16 protein-coding genes are annotated in these 19,266 nt (G+C 64.6%); 11 read left to right on the forward strand and 5 right to left on the reverse strand.

All coding sequences use genetic code 11. The features are described 5' to 3' along the window. The first annotated feature begins 171 nt into the window (after positions 1-171). The 3 genes from AC0KW6_RS18345 (at position 172) to AC0KW6_RS18355 (ending at position 2,790) form a co-directional block, all read left to right on the forward strand. Positions 172-1,233: a Hint domain-containing protein gene (locus AC0KW6_RS18345; RefSeq protein WP_474035620.1), complete on the forward strand. Its 1,062-nt coding sequence runs from the start codon at positions 172-174 to the stop codon at positions 1,231-1,233. Between the two features lie 216 nt (positions 1,234-1,449). Continuing rightward, complete coding sequence (gene rpsD, locus AC0KW6_RS18350) at positions 1,450-2,070, forward strand: 30S ribosomal protein S4 (protein WP_024089222.1); 621 nt, start codon at positions 1,450-1,452, stop codon at positions 2,068-2,070. A gap of 150 nt (positions 2,071-2,220) precedes the next feature. Further along, positions 2,221-2,790, forward strand: a complete 570-nt coding sequence (locus AC0KW6_RS18355; RefSeq protein WP_474035622.1) for a PA14 domain-containing protein — start codon at positions 2,221-2,223, stop codon at positions 2,788-2,790. Positions 2,791-2,875: 85 nt separating this feature from the next. Here AC0KW6_RS18355 and AC0KW6_RS18360 read toward each other — a convergent pair whose 3' ends face one another. Next, positions 2,876-3,337, reverse strand: coding sequence for an Lrp/AsnC family transcriptional regulator (locus tag AC0KW6_RS18360; RefSeq protein ID WP_323775824.1), 462 nt, complete (start codon positions 3,335-3,337; stop codon positions 2,876-2,878). 104 nt (positions 3,338-3,441) lie between these two features. On the opposite strand from AC0KW6_RS18360, the gene AC0KW6_RS18365 reads away from it, so the two are divergent. The 5 genes from AC0KW6_RS18365 to AC0KW6_RS18385 all read left to right on the forward strand — a co-directional run bounded on the left by AC0KW6_RS18365 (position 3,442) and on the right by AC0KW6_RS18385 (position 9,669). After that, positions 3,442-4,866: an aminotransferase class V-fold PLP-dependent enzyme gene (locus tag AC0KW6_RS18365; protein WP_474035623.1), complete on the forward strand. Its 1,425-nt coding sequence runs from the start codon at positions 3,442-3,444 to the stop codon at positions 4,864-4,866. Positions 4,867-5,063: 197 nt separating this feature from the next. Beyond that, positions 5,064-6,710: a peptidoglycan-binding protein gene (locus AC0KW6_RS18370; protein ID WP_323775822.1), complete on the forward strand. Its 1,647-nt coding sequence runs from the start codon at positions 5,064-5,066 to the stop codon at positions 6,708-6,710. A gap of 126 nt (positions 6,711-6,836) precedes the next feature. After that, a complete protein-coding gene (hisC, locus tag AC0KW6_RS18375; protein WP_323775821.1) occupies positions 6,837-7,922 on the forward strand; it encodes a histidinol-phosphate transaminase in 1,086 nt (361 codons plus the stop codon). Further along, complete coding sequence (locus tag AC0KW6_RS18380) at positions 7,919-8,851, forward strand: prephenate/arogenate dehydrogenase family protein (RefSeq protein ID WP_474035624.1); 933 nt, start codon at positions 7,919-7,921, stop codon at positions 8,849-8,851. The genes hisC and AC0KW6_RS18380 overlap by 4 nt, the downstream gene beginning before the upstream one ends. After that, complete coding sequence (locus AC0KW6_RS18385; protein WP_323775819.1) at positions 8,848-9,669, forward strand: extensin-like domain-containing protein; 822 nt, start codon at positions 8,848-8,850, stop codon at positions 9,667-9,669. Before AC0KW6_RS18380 ends, AC0KW6_RS18385 begins: the two co-directional genes overlap by 4 nt. A 191-nt stretch (positions 9,670-9,860) precedes the next feature. Here the strand turns inward: AC0KW6_RS18385 and AC0KW6_RS18390 are convergent, their stop codons facing one another. Beyond that, entirely contained in the window at positions 9,861-10,859 is a 999-nt protein-coding gene (locus tag AC0KW6_RS18390; protein ID WP_474035625.1) for a DUF2125 domain-containing protein, read from the reverse strand. Positions 10,860-10,926: 67 nt separating this feature from the next. Here AC0KW6_RS18390 and AC0KW6_RS18395 point away from each other — a divergent pair, with 67 nt between their 5' ends. The 3 genes from AC0KW6_RS18395 to AC0KW6_RS18405 all read left to right on the forward strand — a co-directional run bounded on the left by AC0KW6_RS18395 (position 10,927) and on the right by AC0KW6_RS18405 (position 14,569). After that, complete coding sequence (locus tag AC0KW6_RS18395; RefSeq protein WP_323775817.1) at positions 10,927-11,457, forward strand: gamma-glutamylcyclotransferase; 531 nt, start codon at positions 10,927-10,929, stop codon at positions 11,455-11,457. A gap of 76 nt (positions 11,458-11,533) precedes the next feature. Beyond that, a complete protein-coding gene (locus AC0KW6_RS18400; protein ID WP_474035626.1) occupies positions 11,534-12,724 on the forward strand; it encodes a biopolymer transporter ExbB in 1,191 nt (396 codons plus the stop codon). Positions 12,725-12,727: 3 nt separating this feature from the next. Beyond that, positions 12,728-14,569: a peptidoglycan -binding protein gene (locus AC0KW6_RS18405; RefSeq protein ID WP_474035627.1), complete on the forward strand. Its 1,842-nt coding sequence runs from the start codon at positions 12,728-12,730 to the stop codon at positions 14,567-14,569. 428 nt (positions 14,570-14,997) lie between these two features. Here the strand turns inward: AC0KW6_RS18405 and AC0KW6_RS18410 are convergent, their stop codons facing one another. The 3 genes from AC0KW6_RS18410 to gloB all read right to left on the reverse strand — a co-directional run bounded on the left by AC0KW6_RS18410 (position 14,998) and on the right by gloB (position 19,261). After that, entirely contained in the window at positions 14,998-15,987 is a 990-nt protein-coding gene (locus AC0KW6_RS18410; protein WP_323775814.1) for a M23 family metallopeptidase, read from the reverse strand. Further along, complete coding sequence (gene clpA, locus AC0KW6_RS18415; RefSeq protein ID WP_474035628.1) at positions 15,987-18,311, reverse strand: ATP-dependent Clp protease ATP-binding subunit ClpA; 2,325 nt, start codon at positions 18,309-18,311, stop codon at positions 15,987-15,989. Before clpA ends, AC0KW6_RS18410 begins: the two co-directional genes overlap by 1 nt. 176 nt (positions 18,312-18,487) lie before the next feature. Further along, entirely contained in the window at positions 18,488-19,261 is a 774-nt protein-coding gene (gene gloB, locus AC0KW6_RS18420) for a hydroxyacylglutathione hydrolase (RefSeq protein ID WP_474035629.1), read from the reverse strand. Positions 19,262-19,266 lie beyond the last annotated feature (5 nt).

Here is a 19,266-nt window from a genome sequence, read left to right on the forward strand (position 1 = left end):
TAAACATCCGCCCCGTTTTCCAACAATTGAGCACCGTCAAATCCGCCGCTACCGGATGAGGATTGGTGCGTAAAGGGCACGTTCACAGCCATTTTACGGCACTGCTGTTTCAGGCCGGAAGATGCGTTGTTAATCCTTCGTTAATAAAGGTGAACATAGGCAGGCAGGCAGATGAAGACGGGCTTTGGTGGCACGTTTGTCGTTTCCTGGTCGCAAACCGAGATTGACGGCCTTCCGGCGGCACCGGTTGAGGCTCTTGATGTGGGGGCAGTTTGGTCCTGGCATGGCGATGCTGTGCGGGTGGATGGGGCGTTAGAGCTGTTGCGGCTGGAGATTGCAGATGGCGAGGCAGATTTGCGCCGCCGGGCAGCGCGCTCGGTGCGGCGGCTGGTCGGTGCGGCGGTCCAAAACCGGACCGATGCCGATGCGGCCGAGGTGGACGAGCCGCTGATGGACAGCAGCTTTACCGTGACCAACGGGGTCCAAAGTTTCACCGTGACACTGATAGAGGCGGGGCCGGGTCAACCGCCGCTGCTGATGTTCGTCGGCGCCCTGCCGCCGCGCGGCACTGACCTGTGGGTGGTGCATCATTCGCTGAGCACCGCCGGCGCGGACCGTCCGCAAGGCGAAACCGGTGTGGTCTGCTTTACCCCAGGCACCCTGATTGCAACGCCTGGCGGCCCGAAACGGGTCGAGGCGCTGCGCGAGGGTGAAAAGGTGCAGACCCGCGACAACGGCGCTCAGGAAATCCTGTGGATCGGCTCCCGCCGGATCAGCGGCGCCCGGTTGTATGTGATGCCGCAGCTGCGCCCGATCCGCATTCATGCCGGCGCCCTGGGCATCGACCGGCCGGAACAGGAGCTGCTGGTCTCGCCGGATCACCGGATGCTCTTGCGCGGCGACCGGGTGCGGGCGCTGTTCAACACCCCCGAAGTTCTGGTGGCGGCCGGCGATCTGGTCAATGGCCGCACAATCCTGCCCGATGCCTCGGTGCGGCAGGCAACCTATATCCACATCATGCTGGCGAACCACCAGGTGCTTTGGGCCAATGGGGTCGAAACCGAAAGCTTCCACCCCTCCAATGCAGCCCTGACGGCGCTCAGCAGCAGCGACCGGGCGCGGCTGTTCCATCTGCACCCCGGGCTGGAACGCAACCCGCTCGCCTACGGCGCTTATGCCCGCCGCAACCTCAGCGCCTCCGAGGCTGCGATTCTGGGCTGCGAGGCAGCCTGAGCCCTTGGCCGCAGGGGGCCTAAGCGCTATTTCAGGCCTGGAGCCGCCCTGGGTGCAAGTTTTCACACCTGGCCTGCCCAAGCCATGTTGACTCTGCCCCCTCCCCCTATATAAGCGCGGCTTCATTGGTGTTGGTGGACCCCGTAAGGGGTTTCCTGTCATGCCGCAAGGCAAGAGGACAACGCCCTTCGAAACTATAAACGAAGGAGATCAGCCGTGACCAAACGCACGTCTGCCAAGTACAAGATCGACCGCCGCATGGGCGAAAACATCTGGGGCCGTCCGAAGTCCCCGGTCAACCGCCGCGACTACGGCCCCGGCCAGCACGGCCAGCGCCGCAAGGGCAAACTGTCCGACTTCGGCATCCAGCTGCGCGCCAAGCAGAAGCTCAAGGGCTACTACGGCGACCTGACCGAAAAACAGTTCCGCCGCATCTACGGCGAAGCCGTGCGTGTGAACGGCGACACCGGTGAAAACCTGATCGGCCTGCTCGAGCGCCGCCTGGACGCCGTTGTCTACCGTGCCAAGTTTGTTGCAACCGTCTTTGCGGCCCGCCAGTTCGTGAACCACGGCCACGTGACCGTGAACGGCAAGCGCGTCAACATCCCCTCCTACCGGGTGAAAGAGGGCGACGTGATCGAAGTCCGCGACAAGTCCAAGCAGATGGTTGCCGTTCTGGAAGCCACCCAGCTGGCCGAGCGCGACGTTCCCGATTACATCGAAGCCGACCACTCCAAGCTGAAGGCAACCTTCGTGCGCACCCCCGCCCTGGGCGACGTGCCGTACCCGGTTCTGATGGAGCCGAACCTGGTCGTCGAATTCTACGCCAAAAACTAAGCCTGCTGCCGTCACGGCACATGGCGGAAGGGCTGTCCTGCGGGGCAGCCCTTTTCCGTTTCCCCCGGCCCGGCGCCCGTTTTGGTGAAACCCGGTAGCCCTGCGCGCCGCCGGCCACTATCCTGCCTGTGAAGCGACAGGGAGTGAGTGATGAAAACCTATCTGAAAGCCGCCGCTGCGATTGCCGTATTGACCGCCGCCGCCGCAGGCGCTGCACCGCTGAAGCTGACGCCGGCAGAGCCGCAGCCCGCCAGTGTCACGCCGGGGCTGGCCGTCGTCTATGCCTATCCGAACGATGTAAAAACCTTGGCCGAGGCGTCCTCGGCACTGAAAATCTCCAGCGAGCCGGGCCGGCCCCTTGCGGGCCTCGACAACCGCGACACGCAAGAGGGGCAGAAAACGCTTACCTCCAAACAGGCGCTGAACGTGGTGGCCCGGATCACCGGCTATGTGAAGATCGACCAGCCGGGCGTCCACACTATCGACTTTCTCACCAATGACGGGCTGCGCGCCAGGGTCGGCGGCCAGGTGGTGGGCGAATTCGATGGCCGCCAGTCCTGCGACAGCACCATCCTGACCGAAGTGGAGGTGCCCTCGGCAGGCTGGTACCCGGTGGACATCCTTTACTTCCAGCGCCTTGGCACCGCCTGCCTGCACATGCGCATGGGGCCGGACGGCAAGCGGCCGAAATGGATGAAGGACAGCGCCTTCGGGCACTGACCGGCCGCCGCGTCTTTCTGGTTTGAAATGCTCCGGGGGAAGCCGCAGGCCGAGGGGGGCAGCGCCCCCTTGTCCGGCCCGCGGGCTAAAGCGGCAGCGGCCGCCCTTCGGCAATCGCCTCCATCGCAAAATAAGAGGTCACGCTGTCCAGTTCGACCCCTGAAATCAGCTGCTGATACACCCTGTCATAACTGGCCATATCCTCGGTCACCACTTTCAGCTGGTAGTCGTAGTCGCCGCCGATACGGTGAAAATCCACCACCTCGGGAATCGTCAGCACATGGCGGCGGAACTTTTGCAGCCAGTCCGCCGAATGATGCCGGGTGCGCAGCAGAACGAAGACCACCAGATCCAGCCCCAGCTGCTTGCGGTCCAGCCGCGCGGTGGACCCCTTCAGCAGCCCGCTGTCGTTCAGGGCCTTCAGCCGCCGCCAGCAGGCGTTCTGCGACAGCCCCACCCGGTCGGCCAATTCCCGCTGCGACAGGCTGGCGTCCTGCTGCAGCGCGCGCAGGATGGCGATGTCAATCTGATCTGATTTTTTTCTCATATGGTGATCATATGACACAAAAATTACGTAAGCAATTCAGTGAATGATTAAGTTTATCCGCTAAAGCCAGTTCATTATGCCTCAACAGATTACGGAGGCGCGATATGACCCTGGCAGCATTCAAAACCACCATCCGGCAGGCGGCCCAAAGCGGCGCCCTGGGCCGCAGCGTGATCGGCGACGGGGTGATGATTTCCGGTCTCGATGGCGAGGTGCCGCTGGTCTATGCCGACTATGTCGCCTCCGGCCGGGCGCTGCGCCAGGTCGAGGAATATGTGGCAGGCCAGGTGCTGCCCTTTTATGCCAATTCCCATACCGAGGCGTCTTATTGCGGCACCCGGATGACCCGCCTGCGCCGCGAGGCCCGCAGCGAGATCGCCCGCATGACCGGTGCCACCGCGGAGGATGCGGTGATTTTCACCGGATCGGGCGCCACCGCGGGGCTCAACCGGCTGGTCAGCCTGTTCGGCGTGAACGAGGCCGTCCGCCCGGTTGTCTTCATCGGCCCCTATGAACACCATTCCAACATCCTGCCCTGGCGCGAAAGCAAGGCGGAGGTGGTGGAAATCCCCGAGGCCGCCGCGGGCGGCGCGGATCTGGCAGCTCTGGAACGCGCCCTGAAACAGCACGCGGACAGCGACCTCAAAATCGGCAGTTTCTCGGCTGCCTCCAACGTCACCGGCATCCTGACCGATCCCGATCCCATCAGCCGCCTGCTGCACGCGCATGGCGCACTGGCGGTCTGGGACTATGCCGGCGGCGGGCCGTATCTGCCAATCGACATGGGGCAGGGCGGGGCGGCGCGCAAAGACGCCGTTGTGGTCTCGCCGCACAAGTTTCCGGGCGGCCCCGGTGCCTCGGGTGTGCTGGTGGTCAACGCAGGCGCAGTGCGCCGCCGCTGCCCGTCCTGGCCGGGCGGCGGCACCGTCAGCTTTGTGTCGCCGTGGCAGCATGAATACAGCCTGGACCTGGCGACCCGCGAAGAGGCCGGCACGCCGAATGTGATCGGCGACATCCGCGCAGCGCTGGCCTTTCTGGTGAAAGAAGCCGTCGGCCAGGAGCAGATCGAAGCCCGTGAAGCCAAGTTCGCTGACATGGCCTGGGCGGGCTGGTCCGGCAATCCGCAGCTGCAAATCCTGGGCCACCGCGATGCGCACCGGCTGCCGATCTTCTCCTTCCTGGTTTCGGACGGGGCGGGCAGGCCGCTGCACCAGCAGCTGTTCACCCGGATGCTGAGCGACGTCTACGGCATCCAGGCCCGCGGCGGCTGCGCCTGCGCAGGACCCTATGCACACCGGTTGCTGGGCATTGGCCAGCCGGAATCGGAAAGGCTGTTTGCTGATCTGAAGGCCGGCGAGGAAATGAAGAAACCCGGCTGGGTCCGGCTCAACTTCTCATATCTGATGGAGGAGGAGACCGCGCAATACGTTATTGATTGCGTCAACGATCTGACCCAAAGGGCAGGGGCGCTTGCCGCCCGCTACGATGCCGATCCGGAAACCGCGCGGTTCCAGGCGCTGGTCGCCTAGGTTCAAACACACGGGCTGGCCGCCTGGGCCCGAACAAACGGGGTGCTTTACCGGGTCAGGAAAGCACCTCGCATGCCGTTAATACGTAGGTATCGACTCGCAGTTATTAAAGGGGAATATGCAGGTCAAATCCCCCGCGACGGCGCGGACGGATGCGTGGCACGCTGAAACCGTACTTTATTGATTGGAGCACTGTTATGGCCCTTAAGCTTTCCGCCCCGGTTGGTGACAAGAAACGGATCACCAAACCAGACCCCAAGACCGGCGAGAGCAAATTCAAGCCGGTCAAAAACGCCCCCGCAGATGTTGAGCTGGTCCGCCTGATGCTTAAGGCAAACGGCTATTCCATTGAAGTCAGCACCAAATGCGACGCCGGGCTGATCAGCACGATCAAGGATTTTCAGAAAAAGAAACTGGGTTTCAAAAAGCCCGACGGCATTGTCGACCCCGGCATGCGCACCTGGAATGCGGGCCTGCCAAAACTGGCGGCGCAGCATTCCGCCGACACCAAGGTGGAGCGGATTGAAGTTGTCGAGAACGGCAAGACCAAGCTGATCACCGTGGCCGAGTTCGAAGCCGGGCAGGAGGAGCTGCGGCGCAAGCTGCTGGCCAAGGCCAACATGATGTACGGCCAGGCGGAATCCTGGGTTGATTTCTGCAACGAGGTCGAAAGCACCCGCCAGGGCAACGATACCTTCCTGAACGCGCTGACGGAATTCGCGGTCAGCGTGGTCAACGACAAGACCGACCCGCCCTGGACGCCGATCCTGAACGCGCGGTCTGAATCCAGCCTGCTGAAAACATTTGTCAGCAAAAAGAAGCCGGACTGGAAAAAAGTCTATAAACAGGATGTTAAGGCTTCCAAAGCCTATAACACCGGCGGCAAGGCCTTCAAGAAATTCATCGATCAGCGGATCGCCACGGCCGGCGGCATCGTCTGGAAGCTGGAGGTGGTGCGCGAGGTCTCCTTTGCCGTGGTCGAAACCTATATGACGGCCCGTCTGGTGGCGACCAAGGGCATGTCCCCGGCCAAGGCCCACGCCATCGCCGCGGCCAGCACCGAGGGACTGAAATCCAGCGCCGGCCAGCTGGGCGAGCATCTGGCGGGCAACAAGGTGACCTGGGACGGGGCGGCCAAGAAAGTCTTCATCGACAGTTTCATTGCTGGTCTTGCGGGGGCTGCCGGCGGCAAGCTGACCGCCAAGCTGTCGGCAGGGCTCGCCGACGATCTGGCCAAAGCCGCAGCCTCGAAACTCTCGCGCGAATTCCCGAAAAAGGCGGTAAAGGTTTTCTTCGAGAAGTTCCTGAAATCCAAGGCCGGCGAGGCCATGGTGACCGAGGCGCTGAAGGAAACCATCGGCCTGGCCAAGCCCTTGATCGAAAAGGGCCGTCCGCCGAACACCAAGGAGATCAAGGAAAGCGTTGCCAAGATCCTGACCGCGGGCATCATGTCGGCAGGTGCAGGCAAGGCATTGGACAAATTCTCCTCGGGCTTCACCGGTGCGGCCGAAAAATTCCTCAAGACCAAACTGGCACCCGCTGCCATGGAGGGCGCGGTCAAGAAGGATCTGATCGCCAAATACGGCACCAAGGCGACCGAGGATTTCATCAAGCTGCACGGCGACGCGATCTATGGCGAGATTGCCAAGCAGATCTCCGGCAAGTCATTCAGCAAATACGCAGGCGAGGTGCTGACCAGCTCGGACGGCTCGCAATCGGCCTCGACCATGCAGAAGCAGGCCAATGAGGCGATGCGCAAGGACATGGAGCTGCGCAAGAAGATCCAGAAAATCATCATGGCCGAAGCCAAACGCAAGATGCCCAAGTCGGCAGCGGCGCATTAACGCCGGCTGCTCCGTCATTGGGGGCTGCTGCCCGGGGGGGACGGCAGCACGGGGGAAGCGTCATCTTGGCGCTTCCCCACAAGCCTTTGGGCCGCTAGAACGGGCAGGAATTAAGGAGCCCGTATTATGACCCAACTCACACCGCAGCCCGGTATCATGGACATTGCCCTTTATCAGGGCGGGGCTGCCCATGTGAAAGGGGTGAGCAATGTTGTGAAGCTCTCCTCGAACGAGAATCCCTTTGGGCCCAGCCCGCGCGCCATCCAGGCGATGCAGGACGCGGCGGCCGGCATGCACCGCTATCCCAGCTCGGATCACGCGGCACTGCGGCAGGCAATCGGCGAGGTGCACGGGCTGGCACCGGAGCAGATCATCTGCGGCGCAGGCAGTGACGAGATCATCGCCTTCCTGTGCCAGGCCTATGCCGGTCCGGGCGACGAGGTGCTCTATACCGAACACGGTTTTGCCATGTACCGCATCAGCGCGCTGGCAGCCGGGGCCACACCGGTAGAGGTCAAAGAACGCGAGCGGGTGACCGATGTGGACGCGCTGCTGGCAGGCTGCACCGCCAGGACCAAGCTGGTGTTCATCGCCAATCCGAACAACCCCACCGGCACCATGATCAGCGAGGCTGAGGTGGCCCGGCTGGCCGAAGGCATTCCGGCAGGCGCGTTGTTGGTGCTGGATGGCGCTTATGCGGAATATGTCGAAGGGTTTGATGCCGGCGCTGCAGCGGCAGGCGCGCGCAGCAACGTCTTCATGACCCGCACCTTCTCCAAGATCTACGGTCTGGGCGGTGCGCGGATCGGCTGGGGGTATGGCCCCAAAGAGATCATCAGCGTTCTGAACCGGGTGCGCGGGCCGTTCAACGTCTCCAGCACCGCGCTGGCCGGCGCGGAAGCCTCGGTGCGGGATACGGATTACGTCGCACAGTGCCGGGCAGAAAACGCCAAATGGCGCACATGGCTGGCCAATGCGCTGGGTGAATTGGGCGTGCCTTCGGATGTCTCCAGCACCAATTTCATCCTCGCGCGCTTTGCCAGCCAGGCCGAGGCCGAAGCCTGCGACAGCTACCTGCAGTCGCAGGGTCTGATCGTGCGCCGGGTGGCGGGCTACAACCTGCCGAACGCACTGCGCATCACCATCGGCGACGAAGACGCCTGCCGCCGCCTGGCGCAGGCGGTCAAAGCATTCAAAGAGCGGCAGGCATGAGCGGCCGGAATAACGGGCCGGTCTATGGCCGCGTGGCGCTGATCGGGCTGGGCCTGATTGCCTCCTCGATGTTCTGGGCAATGAAACGCGCTGGGCTGGCAGCTGAGGTCACCGGCTATGCCCGCAGCGCAGAAACCCGCACAACCGCCCGCCGCATCGGTCTGTGCGACCGCGTCTGCGACAGCGCGCAGGAGGCGGTGCAGGACGCCGATCTGGTGGTGCTTTGCGTGCCGGTCGGCGCCATGGGCCCGGTGATGAAAGACATCGCGCCGCTGCTGAAACCCGGCGCCACGGTGTCGGACGTCGGTTCGGTCAAGCGCCATGTGATCGACGCCGTGCAGCCGCATATCCCCAAAGGCGTGCATTTCGTGCCCGCCCACCCGCTGGCCGGCACCGAGCATTCCGGCCCGGAATCCGGCTTTGCCGAGCTGTTCGACAACCGCTGGTCGCTGCTGGTGCCGGTTGAGGGCACCGACCCGGATGCCACCGCCCGACTGCGCGCGCTGTGGGAAGGCATGGGCGCCAATGTGGACGAGATGGACGCCGATCACCACGACCTGGTGCTGGCCGTCACCTCGCACACGCCGCACCTGATTGCCTATACCATGGTGGGCGTGGCCGATGACCTGCGCCGGGTGACCGACAGCGAGGTGATCAAGTATTCGGCTGCCGGTTTCCGCGACTTCACCCGCATCGCCGCCTCGGACCCGACCATGTGGCGCGACGTATTCCTGACCAACAAGGACGCCACGCTGGAAATCCTCGGCCGCTTCACCGAGGAACTGTTTGCCCTGCAGCGCGCCATCCGCACCGGCGATGGCGCGCATCTGCACGATTACTTCACCCGCACCCGCGCCATCCGGCGCGGCATCATCGAGGCCGGCCAGGACACCGATGCGCCGGACTTCGGCCGGGGCCAGAAGAAATGATCCGCGCGGGCACCCTGCTGCTGGCAACACTGCTGGGCGGGGCCGCGCCGGCCGCAGCACCGGAAACATCGCTGCACCCCGCCGCGCGTCCGGCGGCAGCGCCAGGCGCCGGGATTTCCGCCACTGCCCCCGCGCCCGGCAGCCGCCCGGCCGCGCGTCCGCAATCCGAACAGATCCTGGCGGCAGCGGTGCGCCCCTCAGGTCTGCCGTTGCTGGGGCCGGACGCCTCGCTGCTGCCTTTTGCGCGGCCGGACAGCCTGGCAGAGCAGGCCCTGTTCAAGCGCCGCAAGCGGCGCAAGGGATCGGTCTGCGGCGATCTTGATATCCAGGGCGACAGCGTTGGCCATGTCTCCGGCACGCTGCCCGGCTGCGGCGCCAAGGATGCGGTGCGGGTGCGCGAAATTGCCGGGGTGCGGCTTAGCCAGGCCGCGCTGATGACCTGCAACACGGCCCGCGCGCTGAAGACATGGATCAACCGCGAGGTGGAAACCGCTTTCGGCCGCCGCAACAAGGTAGTCTCCCTGCGGGTGGCCGCGCATTATGCGTGCCGCACCCGCAACAACCGCCCCGGTGCCAGGATTTCGGAGCATGGCAAGGGGCGGGCCATCGATATCTCCGGTTTCACCCTGGCCAGCGGCGAGACAGTGACGGTGCTGAAAGGCTGGCAGACCCGCAAGACCCGCAAGACCTTGAAAAAAGTCTGGCGCGCAGCCTGCGGTCCCTTTGGAACCGTGCTGGGGCCGGAGGCGGACCGCTATCACCGCGACCACTTCCACTTGGACGTGGCCCGGCACCGCGGCGGATCTTATTGCCGCTGAAGCCATCAGCCGGATGCGGTATCGCCTTCCTTGCTTCAGGCCGGAGATTATCCCGGAGCGCGCGGCAAAGCCTCGCACAGCCCGCTTGCTGAAAACGAAGCCGGGCACATGCGCAGCCGTGCTCCCGTGCCTGAAGGTGCCCAAGGGCACATTACAGCCTTGGGCCGGGCGCGCTGCGCGCGCGGGCCGTTTCAGCGGATGACCAGCTGCGGGGCGCGGCCCAGGGGCAGGGGGCCAAGCGTCACGTAGCCATCGGAGAACCCCAGCGTGATATCCAGGTTCCGCGGATTGCCGCTTGTCTCGGCCAAAAGGCCCAGCACCCGCTCAACCGTGCCGCGCAGGCTGGGTGCAAGCGCGCCGCTGCGCTCTGCCATCAGCACCAGCCCGCGCCAGTTTTCCGCCTGCAGCGCAATCTCGCCCTCCGGCAGGCCCTGGGCGTCCACCGTCAGCGCTCCGGCGGCCTTCAGCCGCAGATCGCCCCAGCGGGCCTCGGCCAGTTTCAGATCGATCCGGCGCGGCTGCGGCCGCCGTTGCTCCAGCGCGGCCCGGTCCCAGGGCGCATCAAACGCCGCCGTCAGCTCCAGCGCCAGCGTGTCAAACCGGTCCGGCAGCGCCGAACTGGCCGCCAGCAGACGCCGCCAGGCGGCGTGCGGGGCAAACCCGGCAGCTTCTGCCGTAACCCGGTAGATCTCGGGCCTGTCTGATTGCACCATGCGCAGAACCAGCGCCGCGCCGCTCAGCACCGTCTCGCCGCTCCGGGCGATCTGCCAGGGCCCCGCGGCCAGCGACAGCCCCCGCAACTCCAGCGCCGCTCCTGGCGCCAGATGCAGGCTGGCTTGCTGGCCCCGCGCTGTGATCACCGCCGTCTGGTCGAAATAGGACAGCCTTTGCGCCGTGGCCGGAAAGTGCAGGTCCAGCTTGCCGGGCCAGGCAGCCGGGCTTGCCAGTTCCAGCCAATCCGCCCGCCAGGCTGCGCCGGTGCCGGGATCGGCCAGCACGGGCCGGAGGATCCGGGTCATATGGCGGAACGGATAGCCACTGGTCTCAAGCGCGGAAAATTCAGCCTGCCAGCCCCGGCGCTCCTGTTCGGAAAACCAGGATGCAACGCCGCTGCGCAGCCCCCAGGCCGCCGCCGCCCAATAAAGGCTCCAGATCATCAGGGCGGCAATCACCAGTTTTGCCAGGCGCATCGGTTAGCCTCTTTTGTCCGGATCAGGTTTGCTGTTTATAGAGGGGCAGCAGAAAGGGCCAGACGACATGACCATGTGGGTATTCGGATACGGATCGCTTCTTTGGAACCCGGGTTTCCCGGTGGCACGCCGCGAGGTGGCGGTGCTGCATCGCTATGCGCGGTCCTTCTGCATGACCTCGATCCATCACCGCGGCACCGAGGACCACCCCGGCCTGGTGCTGGCGCTGGACGAGACCGAAGGCGCCCACTGCAAGGGGCTGGCCCTGTCGGTTGAGCCCGGCCACGAAGAACAGACCCTGGCTGAACTGCGCGCGCGCGAGCTGATCTCCTCGGCGTATCTTGAGCGTGATCTGGAGGTGGAACTGGCGGATGGCAGCATTGTCACCGCCGTCACCTATGTGATCGACCCGCACCATGTGCAGTATTGCGGCGGCCTCAGCCTGGAGAAACAGGCGCAGATGATTGCCCATGCGGTGGGCGGGCGCGGTCCCAATAGCGAATATCTATATAACACTGCCAGCCATCTGGCCGAGATCGGCCTGCATGACCAGGATCTGGATTGGCTGGCAAGCCGGGTGCGGGAAATCACCGCATAAAGCCTTGGCGCTTTTGACACTTTGCTTATAGGCTGCGACCCAATAAGAGCAGTCAACGTGTCAGGAGCCAAGCAATATGGCGCAGCCAGACCGCAAAACCCGGCCGCAGTTTTCCCAGCCGGTGCGGCAGATCATCATGATGCTGATCGCATTGGCGCTGTCAGCCTTTGGCGCCTTTGTGGCCTTGCCGCGGGTGCTGCCGGTGTTCGAGGCCAACCCCTGGCTGAACGGCTTTATCGTCTTTGTCTTTGTGATCGGGGTGCTGGCCTGTTTCTGGCAGGTGGTGCAGCTGATCGGCTCGGTGCGCTGGATCGAACGCTTTGCCTCCGGCGACAGCCAGGAGCACCGCCGCCCGCCGTCGATGCTGGCGCCGCTGGCTTCGCTGCTGGGGTCGCGCAGTGCGCGGATGCAGCTTGGGTCGGCCTCCACCCGCTCCATTCTGGACTCGGTCGCCAACCGCATCGATGAAGACCGCGAGATTACCCGGTATATCGTCAACCTGCTGATTTTCCTCGGTCTTCTGGGTACATTCTATGGCCTGGCCACCACCGTTCCCGCTGTGGTCGACACCATCCGCAGCCTGGCCCCGCAGGAGGGCGAGGAAGGTATCACCGTTTTCAACCGCCTGATGACCGGGCTGGAGGCGCAGCTGGGCGGCATGGGCGTGGCGTTTGCCTCATCTCTCCTTGGCCTGGCCGGCTCGCTGATTGTCGGCTTGCTTGAGCTGTTTGCGGGCCACGGCCAGAACCGGTTCTACCGCGAGCTGGAGGAATGGCTGTCGTCGATCACCCGCGTCAGCTTCTCCTCGGGCGAGGATGGCGCCGGCGACAGCGGCGTGGTCTCTCAGGTGCTCGACAATATGGCCGAGCAGATGGACGCGCTGCAGGTCATGTTTGCCGAAACCTCCGAAGGCCGCGCGGCGGTGGATCAAAAACTGGGCGATCTGGTGGAAACCATTCAGGAAATGAACCGCCGCCAGGAGCGGACCGGCACCGTCACCGCAGCGCTTGACCGGGTGGCCGTCGGGCAGGAAGCCCTGACCGAGATCCTGCGCGCCCATAGCGAACAGGGCGGCATCGACGCCGAAAGCCGGATGCGGCTGCGCTCGATTGACGTGCAGATGCTGCGCATTCTCGAGGAAATCTCGGCTGGCCGCCAGGAAAGCCTGAGCGAGCTGCGCAAGGATATCGACCTTATGGTCAGGGCCTTTGCCCGCCCGCGCGGATTGTCCCGCGGCGGTCGATCCGGCCGCGAGGCGGAGGAATAACCAATGGCCCTCTCCCGGCGCACAGGACAGCGGTTCCAGGCCTCGATTTGGCCGGGGTTTGTCGATGCGATGACCGGGCTTCTGCTGGTGCTGATGTTTGTGCTGACCATTTTCATGGTGGTGCAATTTGTGCTGCGCGAGACGATCACCGGGCAGGAAAGCCAGCTGGATGAGCTGTCGGAAGAGGTCAGCGCGCTGGCCTCGGCGCTGGGGCTGGAGGAGCGCGAGAACAACCAGCTGACCGCCCGGCTTGGGGCGCTGACGTCCACCCTCAACACGGCTGAGCAGGATCTGGATCAGGCCCGCAGCCTGATCACATCCCTGACCGCAGAGCGCGACCGGCAGGCAGGTGAACTGGCCGAGGCTGCCGGCCGGATCACTGGATTTGAGGCGCAGGTGGCGGCCCTGATCGCCAGCCGCAATGCCGCCGAGACGCGGGTTGCGGACCTGAATGCCGAGCGCGAAAACCTGGAGACCGCGCGCGCCGAACTGCTGAGCGAACAGGAGGCCCTGACCCGTGCCCTGGCGCAAGCCCGCGGCGAGATTGATCTGCAGATGGAGGCCGCCCGGCTTGCGGCGGCGCAGCGCGAAGCAATGGAGGCGCTGATCGCAGGTCTGGAGGCGGAAGGCAGCGAACGGACCGCCCGGATTTCCGAACTGCAAGAGCAGCTTAGCGCCGAGGAATCCGCCCGCCTGGCCGAGGCCGCGGCAGCCGAAGCCCTGCGAAACAAACTGCAGAATGCCGACGCCGAACTCACCGCTATGACACTGGCCCTGGAGGCGCAGCGCCAGGAGGCGGAGGATACGCTGACCCTGCTGGCGGCAGCCAAGGCTGCGAAAAAGCAGCTGGATGCGCAGCTGTCAGAACTGGAGGCCGCCCGCGCCGGATCCGATGCGGAGGCCGGCAAGCTGGCGGCAGAGCTGGCCGAAGCCAGGGCCGCCCTGGCAGCAGCGAAGATCCAGGCAGGCGAGCTGGACGTGCTGCGCCAGCGGCTGCTGGCGGCGGTGACGGCACAGGAAACCGCCGAGGCCAGCGCCGCGGACCGGCTGAGCCTCGCCGAAGAACGCGCGGCTCTGCTGGCGCAGGCGCGGGCCTCCCTGTCGCAGGAGCAGGCCATTTCCGAAGAAGCCCGCCGCGAAACCGCGCTGCTGAACCAGCAGGTTGCGGCGCTGCGCGAACAGCTCGGCGGGCTGCAGGCCATTCTGGATGACTATCAGTCCCGCGACACCGCCCAGCAGGTGCAGTTGCAAAACCTGGGCCAGGATCTGAACGCTGCACTGGCGCGTGCGGCCTCGGAGGAGCGCAAGCGCCGCTTGCTGGAAGAGCAGGAGCGCAAGAGGCTGGAAGCAGAGGCTGCGGAGCTGGCCAGCAAGGCGCAGGATCTGGAGCGCTACCGCTCGGAGTTCTTTGGCCGGTTGCGGGATCTGCTGGGCAATCAGGAGGGTGTGCGCATCCAGGGCGACCGCTTTGTCTTTGCCTCCGAGGTGCTGTTTGCACCGGGCAGTGCAACCCTGTCACCTGCGGGGCAGGTGGAAATTGCCAAGGTGGTTTCAATTTTGCAAAGCGTGGTGGCAGCGATCCCGCAGGAGATCAACTGGATCATCCGGGTGGATGGCCACACCGATACCTCGCCGCTGCTGCGACACTCGAAATTCTCCGACAACTGGGAGCTCAGCCAGGGCCGGGCGCTGTCGGTGGTGCGTTATATGGTGGAGGCGCTTGGCGTGCCGCCGTCGCGGCTGGCGGCGAATGGGTTTGGCGAGTATCAGCCGGTGAACCCTGCGGACACCCCCGCGGCGCGTGCCCAGAACCGGCGGATTGAGCTGAAGTTCACGGAAAAATAAGCGGGGCTGCGGTTGCGGGGCATGCGCCGCGGCGGCTGCGGCCGGTCATCTGCGCGTCGTTGCCGGCAAAACCGCTCCCGGCAGGGTGCAACCCGCTTCACCAATGGAGACAAGCTACTAGCTACGCACGGGTTGCGGCCCCGCCGGGCAGCAGGGCCCCTTTAAATCTATTGCAAATTCGGGAGTTATCAAATCCCGGCCCCGGAACATGCGGCACGGGCCCGGCCTGGGAAACCGCAGGCGGCGGCTCCCGCCCGGCGCCGGCCGCCGCAAGGGCAGCCGCACCCGTTGGGCCCGGCAGCGGCCAGAGCTTGCGCCCCGGCCGCTGCGGCGGCGCAGCTTCACAGGGCCTGCTCCTTTGAGACCGGCCACCGCGGGGCGGGAAACGGGGAGGCGGGAGGCGGCGTGGCCGGGCATGTTGAGGCGGGCTACTGGGAGGCAGGGTTTTCCGGCGGTGCGATCACCATGCTGCGGGTGAAACTGTCTACCTGCCGGCCATCCCGCAACAGGCGGGCGGTACCGGTATAGCTGCCCTGCGGCCATTGCCCGCCGCGCAGGCGGCGCCCGGCGGCACGGAAAAACTGTGCCTGGTTTTTATCGAGCCTTTCGCGGCGGGAGAAAAGTTCGCCGTCTGGTCCGGTCACCGTCAGGTCAAGCTGGTCGCCTGCCAGGCCGCCAAAGGCAAAGGCCCAGAACACAAACGCAGGCGCATCCGCAGCCAGCGGTGCGGCGTCCGCACTGCCCGCCTTGATCGCACTGTACTGGGGGACTGCGGCGCTGAAACCGGCCCCCAGCAGCCCGCCTGGCTGATAGGCCGGCGGATCCGCCCAGAGAGTCCTGGCCGCAGGGCCGCCGCAGGTGCCCAGGCTGTCCGGGGCGAAGGGATCCACCACCGCGCCATCCTTGCGCACAGACAGATGCAAATGCGGGAACTGGGTCTTGCCGGAGAGACCGGCCTCGCCCAGGATATCGCCAGGCTTGACCTTCATGCCGCTTTCCACCCGGACCGAGCCGCGCTTCATGTGGCAATACTGGGTTTCCCACCCGTTGCCGTGGCGCAAGACCACCCCGTTGCCGCATTCCTTGCCGTCGATTTCCGCGGCATTGCCGCCGGTGGCATATTGGTCCGCCATGCCGTTGCGGGTGCCAAGGACAACACCGCCTGCCGCAGCACGCACCAATACGCCTGCCTGCATGTCCGACAGGTACGGCAAGGCGATATCTGTGCCCTTGTGGCCATCATAGCTCAGCGCGCCGCAGGTGAAATCCGTGGCGCCGGGGCCGGGATCATGGTCTACGAACTGCTGGATATGGCAGCTGCTGCCCAGGGTGCAGTCCAGCGGGAACTGCAAAAGAAAATCGCCCGCCGCGGCGGGCGCGGCGAGCGGAATTGCGATTGCCAGCGCGGCAAGGCGCATCAGTCTGCGGTCAGCAGCGGCGGCTTGTCGCCGGAGATCCGCGGCTTGCTTGGCCCTTCCAGGCGCAGCTCCAGTTTGCCGTCCTTGATGCCGACCTTGACGATGCCGCCCTTGGTCAGCTTGCCGAACAGAAGCTCTTCGGCGAGCGGCTTCTTGATGTGCTCCTGGATCACCCGGCCCAAAGGCCGCGCGCCCATACGGTCGTCATAGCCTTTGTCGGCGAGCCATTCCGCCGCCTTGCGGGTCAGTTCGATCGAGACATTGCGGTCCATCAGCTGGGCTTCCAGCTGCAGAACGAACTTCTCGACCACCTGCAGGATCACCTCTTTGCCCAGCGGCGCGAAGGAGATCACCGCATCCAGACGGTTGCGGAATTCCGGCGTGAAGGTGCGCTCGATCGCGGCGGTATCCTCACCCTCGCGGCGGTCGCGGCCAAAGCCGATGGCGGCCTTTGCCTGTTCCGACGCGCCGGCGTTGGAGGTCATGATCAGCACCACGTTGCGGAAATTCACCGTGCGGCCGTTGTGGTCGGTCAGCTGGCCGTTGTCCATCACCTGCAGCAGGATGTTGTAGACGTCCGGATGCGCCTTTTCCATCTCGTCAAGCAGCAGCACGCAGTGCGGGTGCTGGTCGACGCCGTCGGTCAGCAGGCCGCCCTGGTCAAAACCGACATAGCCCGGAGGCGCGCCGATCAGCCGGGAGACCGCGTGTTTCTCCATGTATTCCGACATGTCAAACCGCAGCAGCTCCACCCCCAGCTGGTCTGCCAGCTGTTTCGCCACCTCGGTCTTGCCGACGCCGGTAGGGCCTGCAAACAGGTAGTTGCCGATCGGTTTTTCCGGCTCGCGCAGGCCGGCGCGGGCCAGTTTGATGGCGCTGGACAGCGCGGAGATGGCATCATCCTGGCCGAACACCACGCGTTTCAGCGATTTCTCCAGGTCCTTCAGCACCTCGGCGTCATCCTTGGAAACGCTTTTCGGCGGGATGCGGGCGATCTTGGCGACCACCGCCTCGATCTCCTTGACGCCGATGGTCTTGCGCCGCTTGCTTTCGATGATCAGATGCTGCGCGGCGCCGGCCTCGTCAATCACGTCGATGGCTTTGTCGGGCAGTTTGCGGTCGTTGATGTAGCGGGCCGACAGCTCCACCGCGGTCTTGATCGCATCGCCGGTGAACTTGATGCCGTGATGTTCCTCGAAATAGGGCTTCAGCCCTTTCAGGATCTCGATGGAATCTTCTACCGACGGCTCGTTCACGTCGATTTTCTGGAACCGGCGGGCCAGCGCGCGGTCCTTCTCGAAGTGCTGGCGGAACTCCTTATATGTGGTGGAGCCCATGGTGCGCAGCTTGCCGCCCTGCAGGGCAGGTTTCAGCAGGTTGGAGGCATCCATGGCGCCGCCGGAGGTCGCACCGGCGCCGATCACAGTGTGGATTTCGTCGATGAACAGCACCGCGTCCGGATGGTCTTCCAGCTCGGTGACAACGGCCTTCAGCCGCTCCTCGAAATCGCCGCGGTAGCGGGTGCCGGCCAGCAGCGCGCCCATGTCGAGCGAGTAGATGGTGGTTTCCGACAGAATCTCCGGGGTTTCGCCAGAGACGATGCGGCGGGCCAGGCCTTCGGCGATGGCGGTTTTTCCGACGCCGGGATCACCGACCAGCAGCGGGTTGTTCTTGCGGCGGCGGCACAGAACCTGGATGCAGCGCTCAACCTCGTGGTCGCGGCCGATCAGCGGGTCGATATCGCCTTCGCGGGATTTGGCATTGAGGTCGACGCAGTATTTCGCCAGCGCGTTTTCCTTCTTTTCGCCCTCAGGGGCGGCAGTGATGCTGTCGTCTTCCTGCTCGGTTGCGCCGGAGACCGGGCGGGGTTCCCCGAAAGCGGGATCCTTGGCCACGCCATGGGCGATGAAGTTCACCGCATCATAGCGGGTCATTTCCTGATCCTGCAGGAAGTAGGCCGCGTCGCTTTCGCGTTCGGCAAAGATCGCCACCAGCACATTGGCGCCTGTCACTTCGGTGCGGCCCGAGCTTTGCACATGGATCGCGGCCCGTTGAATGACCCGCTGGAAGGCGGCGGTCGGCACCGCCTCGGATCCATCGATATCGGTGACCAGATTGGCAAGATCCTCATCCACGAATTCCACCAGAGAGGATCGCAATTCGGTCAGGTCGACGCTGCAGGCGCGCATCACCCGGGCGGCGTCGGGCTCGTCGATCAGCGCCAGAAGCAGATGTTCCAGGGTTGCGAATTCGTGACGGCGTTCATTCGCCAGCGCCAGCGCTGCGTGAATGGCCTGTTCCAGGGTGCTCGAGAATGAAGGCACGGGCGTGCTCCTCTGATCTTGGGTTGGCCGGCGGGGCGGTATTAACCAACCCCTCAGTTCAACCATGTGCTTATATGGTTAGAGTTTGGTTGATAGCGCGCCGGCTTCAAGGGCTTTTCTGCATTTTGGGGTCACAATTATTTTCTCCCTGTTGCGCCCGGATGCTCCTGATTTGCTCAGAAATTGTCTTTGCGCTTGCGGATTTCGGCAAAAACTTCTGAATCTTCAGCGTCTTGCATGCCAAGCTGGGCTCTAACGGCGCTGTCGCCGACGCGCAGGAACGGATTGGTGTCAAGTTCAAGCCGCAAGGCCGAGGGCACCGTGGGCACCCCGTCTTTCCGGGCCTTTGCGATATCGCGCACCCGCGCCTGCAACGCCGGGTTGCCGGGGTCCACGGCGACCGCAAAAGCACCGTTAGCTTGCGTGTATTCATGTCCCGAATAAACCATAGTTTGCGGCGGCAGCGCGGCAAGTTGCGACAGGCTGCTCCACATTTGCTGCGGGGTGCCCTCAAACAGCCGTCCGCACCCCAGCGCCATCAGGCTGTCGGCGGTGAACACCGCCTCTGCGCCGGGCAGGTAAAAGGCGATGTGGCCAACGGTGTGGCCGGAGACATCCATCACCTGCACCTCTTCGCCCAGCAGCGTGAAGCTGCCGCCATCCTCGACCGCGGTATCAAGGCGGGGCAGCCGGTGGGCGTCGGCCGCAGCGCCGATGACTTTTGCACCGTATGCCGTCCGCAGCTCTTCAACCCCGTCCACATGGTCCCAGTGATGATGGGTCAGCAGGATCCAGTCCAGCCCCCAGCCGCGCGCCGATAGCGCCGCCTTGACAGCACCGGCCTCGGGCGCATCCACCAGCGCGGTTTCGCCCGATGCGGGATTATGGATCAAAAAGGCATAGTTGTCCGACAAACAGGGCAGGGTGATGATCTCAAGAGGCATGGTCATTCGCC

The sequence above is a fragment of the Leisingera sp. SA215 genome, assembly GCF_055902035.1.

Coding starts and splice junctions, on each gene's coding strand:
- AC0KW6_RS18345 (WP_474035620.1), top strand. CDS start 172: ATGAAGACGGGCTTTGGTGGCACGTTTGTCGTTTCCTGGTCGCAAACC.
- AC0KW6_RS18355 (WP_474035622.1), top strand. CDS start 2,221: ATGAAAACCTATCTGAAAGCCGCCGCTGCGATTGCCGTATTGACCGCC.
- AC0KW6_RS18360 (WP_323775824.1), bottom strand. CDS start 3,337: ATGAGAAAAAAATCAGATCAGATTGACATCGCCATCCTGCGCGCGCTG.
- AC0KW6_RS18365 (WP_474035623.1), top strand. CDS start 3,442: ATGACCCTGGCAGCATTCAAAACCACCATCCGGCAGGCGGCCCAAAGC.
- AC0KW6_RS18370 (WP_323775822.1), top strand. CDS start 5,064: ATGGCCCTTAAGCTTTCCGCCCCGGTTGGTGACAAGAAACGGATCACC.
- hisC (WP_323775821.1), top strand. CDS start 6,837: ATGACCCAACTCACACCGCAGCCCGGTATCATGGACATTGCCCTTTAT.
- AC0KW6_RS18380 (WP_474035624.1), top strand. CDS start 7,919: ATGAGCGGCCGGAATAACGGGCCGGTCTATGGCCGCGTGGCGCTGATC.
- AC0KW6_RS18385 (WP_323775819.1), top strand. CDS start 8,848: ATGATCCGCGCGGGCACCCTGCTGCTGGCAACACTGCTGGGCGGGGCC.
- AC0KW6_RS18390 (WP_474035625.1), bottom strand. CDS start 10,859: ATGCGCCTGGCAAAACTGGTGATTGCCGCCCTGATGATCTGGAGCCTT.
- AC0KW6_RS18395 (WP_323775817.1), top strand. CDS start 10,927: ATGACCATGTGGGTATTCGGATACGGATCGCTTCTTTGGAACCCGGGT.
- AC0KW6_RS18400 (WP_474035626.1), top strand. CDS start 11,534: ATGGCGCAGCCAGACCGCAAAACCCGGCCGCAGTTTTCCCAGCCGGTG.
- AC0KW6_RS18405 (WP_474035627.1), top strand. CDS start 12,728: ATGGCCCTCTCCCGGCGCACAGGACAGCGGTTCCAGGCCTCGATTTGG.
- AC0KW6_RS18410 (WP_323775814.1), bottom strand. CDS start 15,987: ATGCGCCTTGCCGCGCTGGCAATCGCAATTCCGCTCGCCGCGCCCGCC.
- gloB (WP_474035629.1), bottom strand. CDS start 19,261: ATGACCATGCCTCTTGAGATCATCACCCTGCCCTGTTTGTCGGACAAC.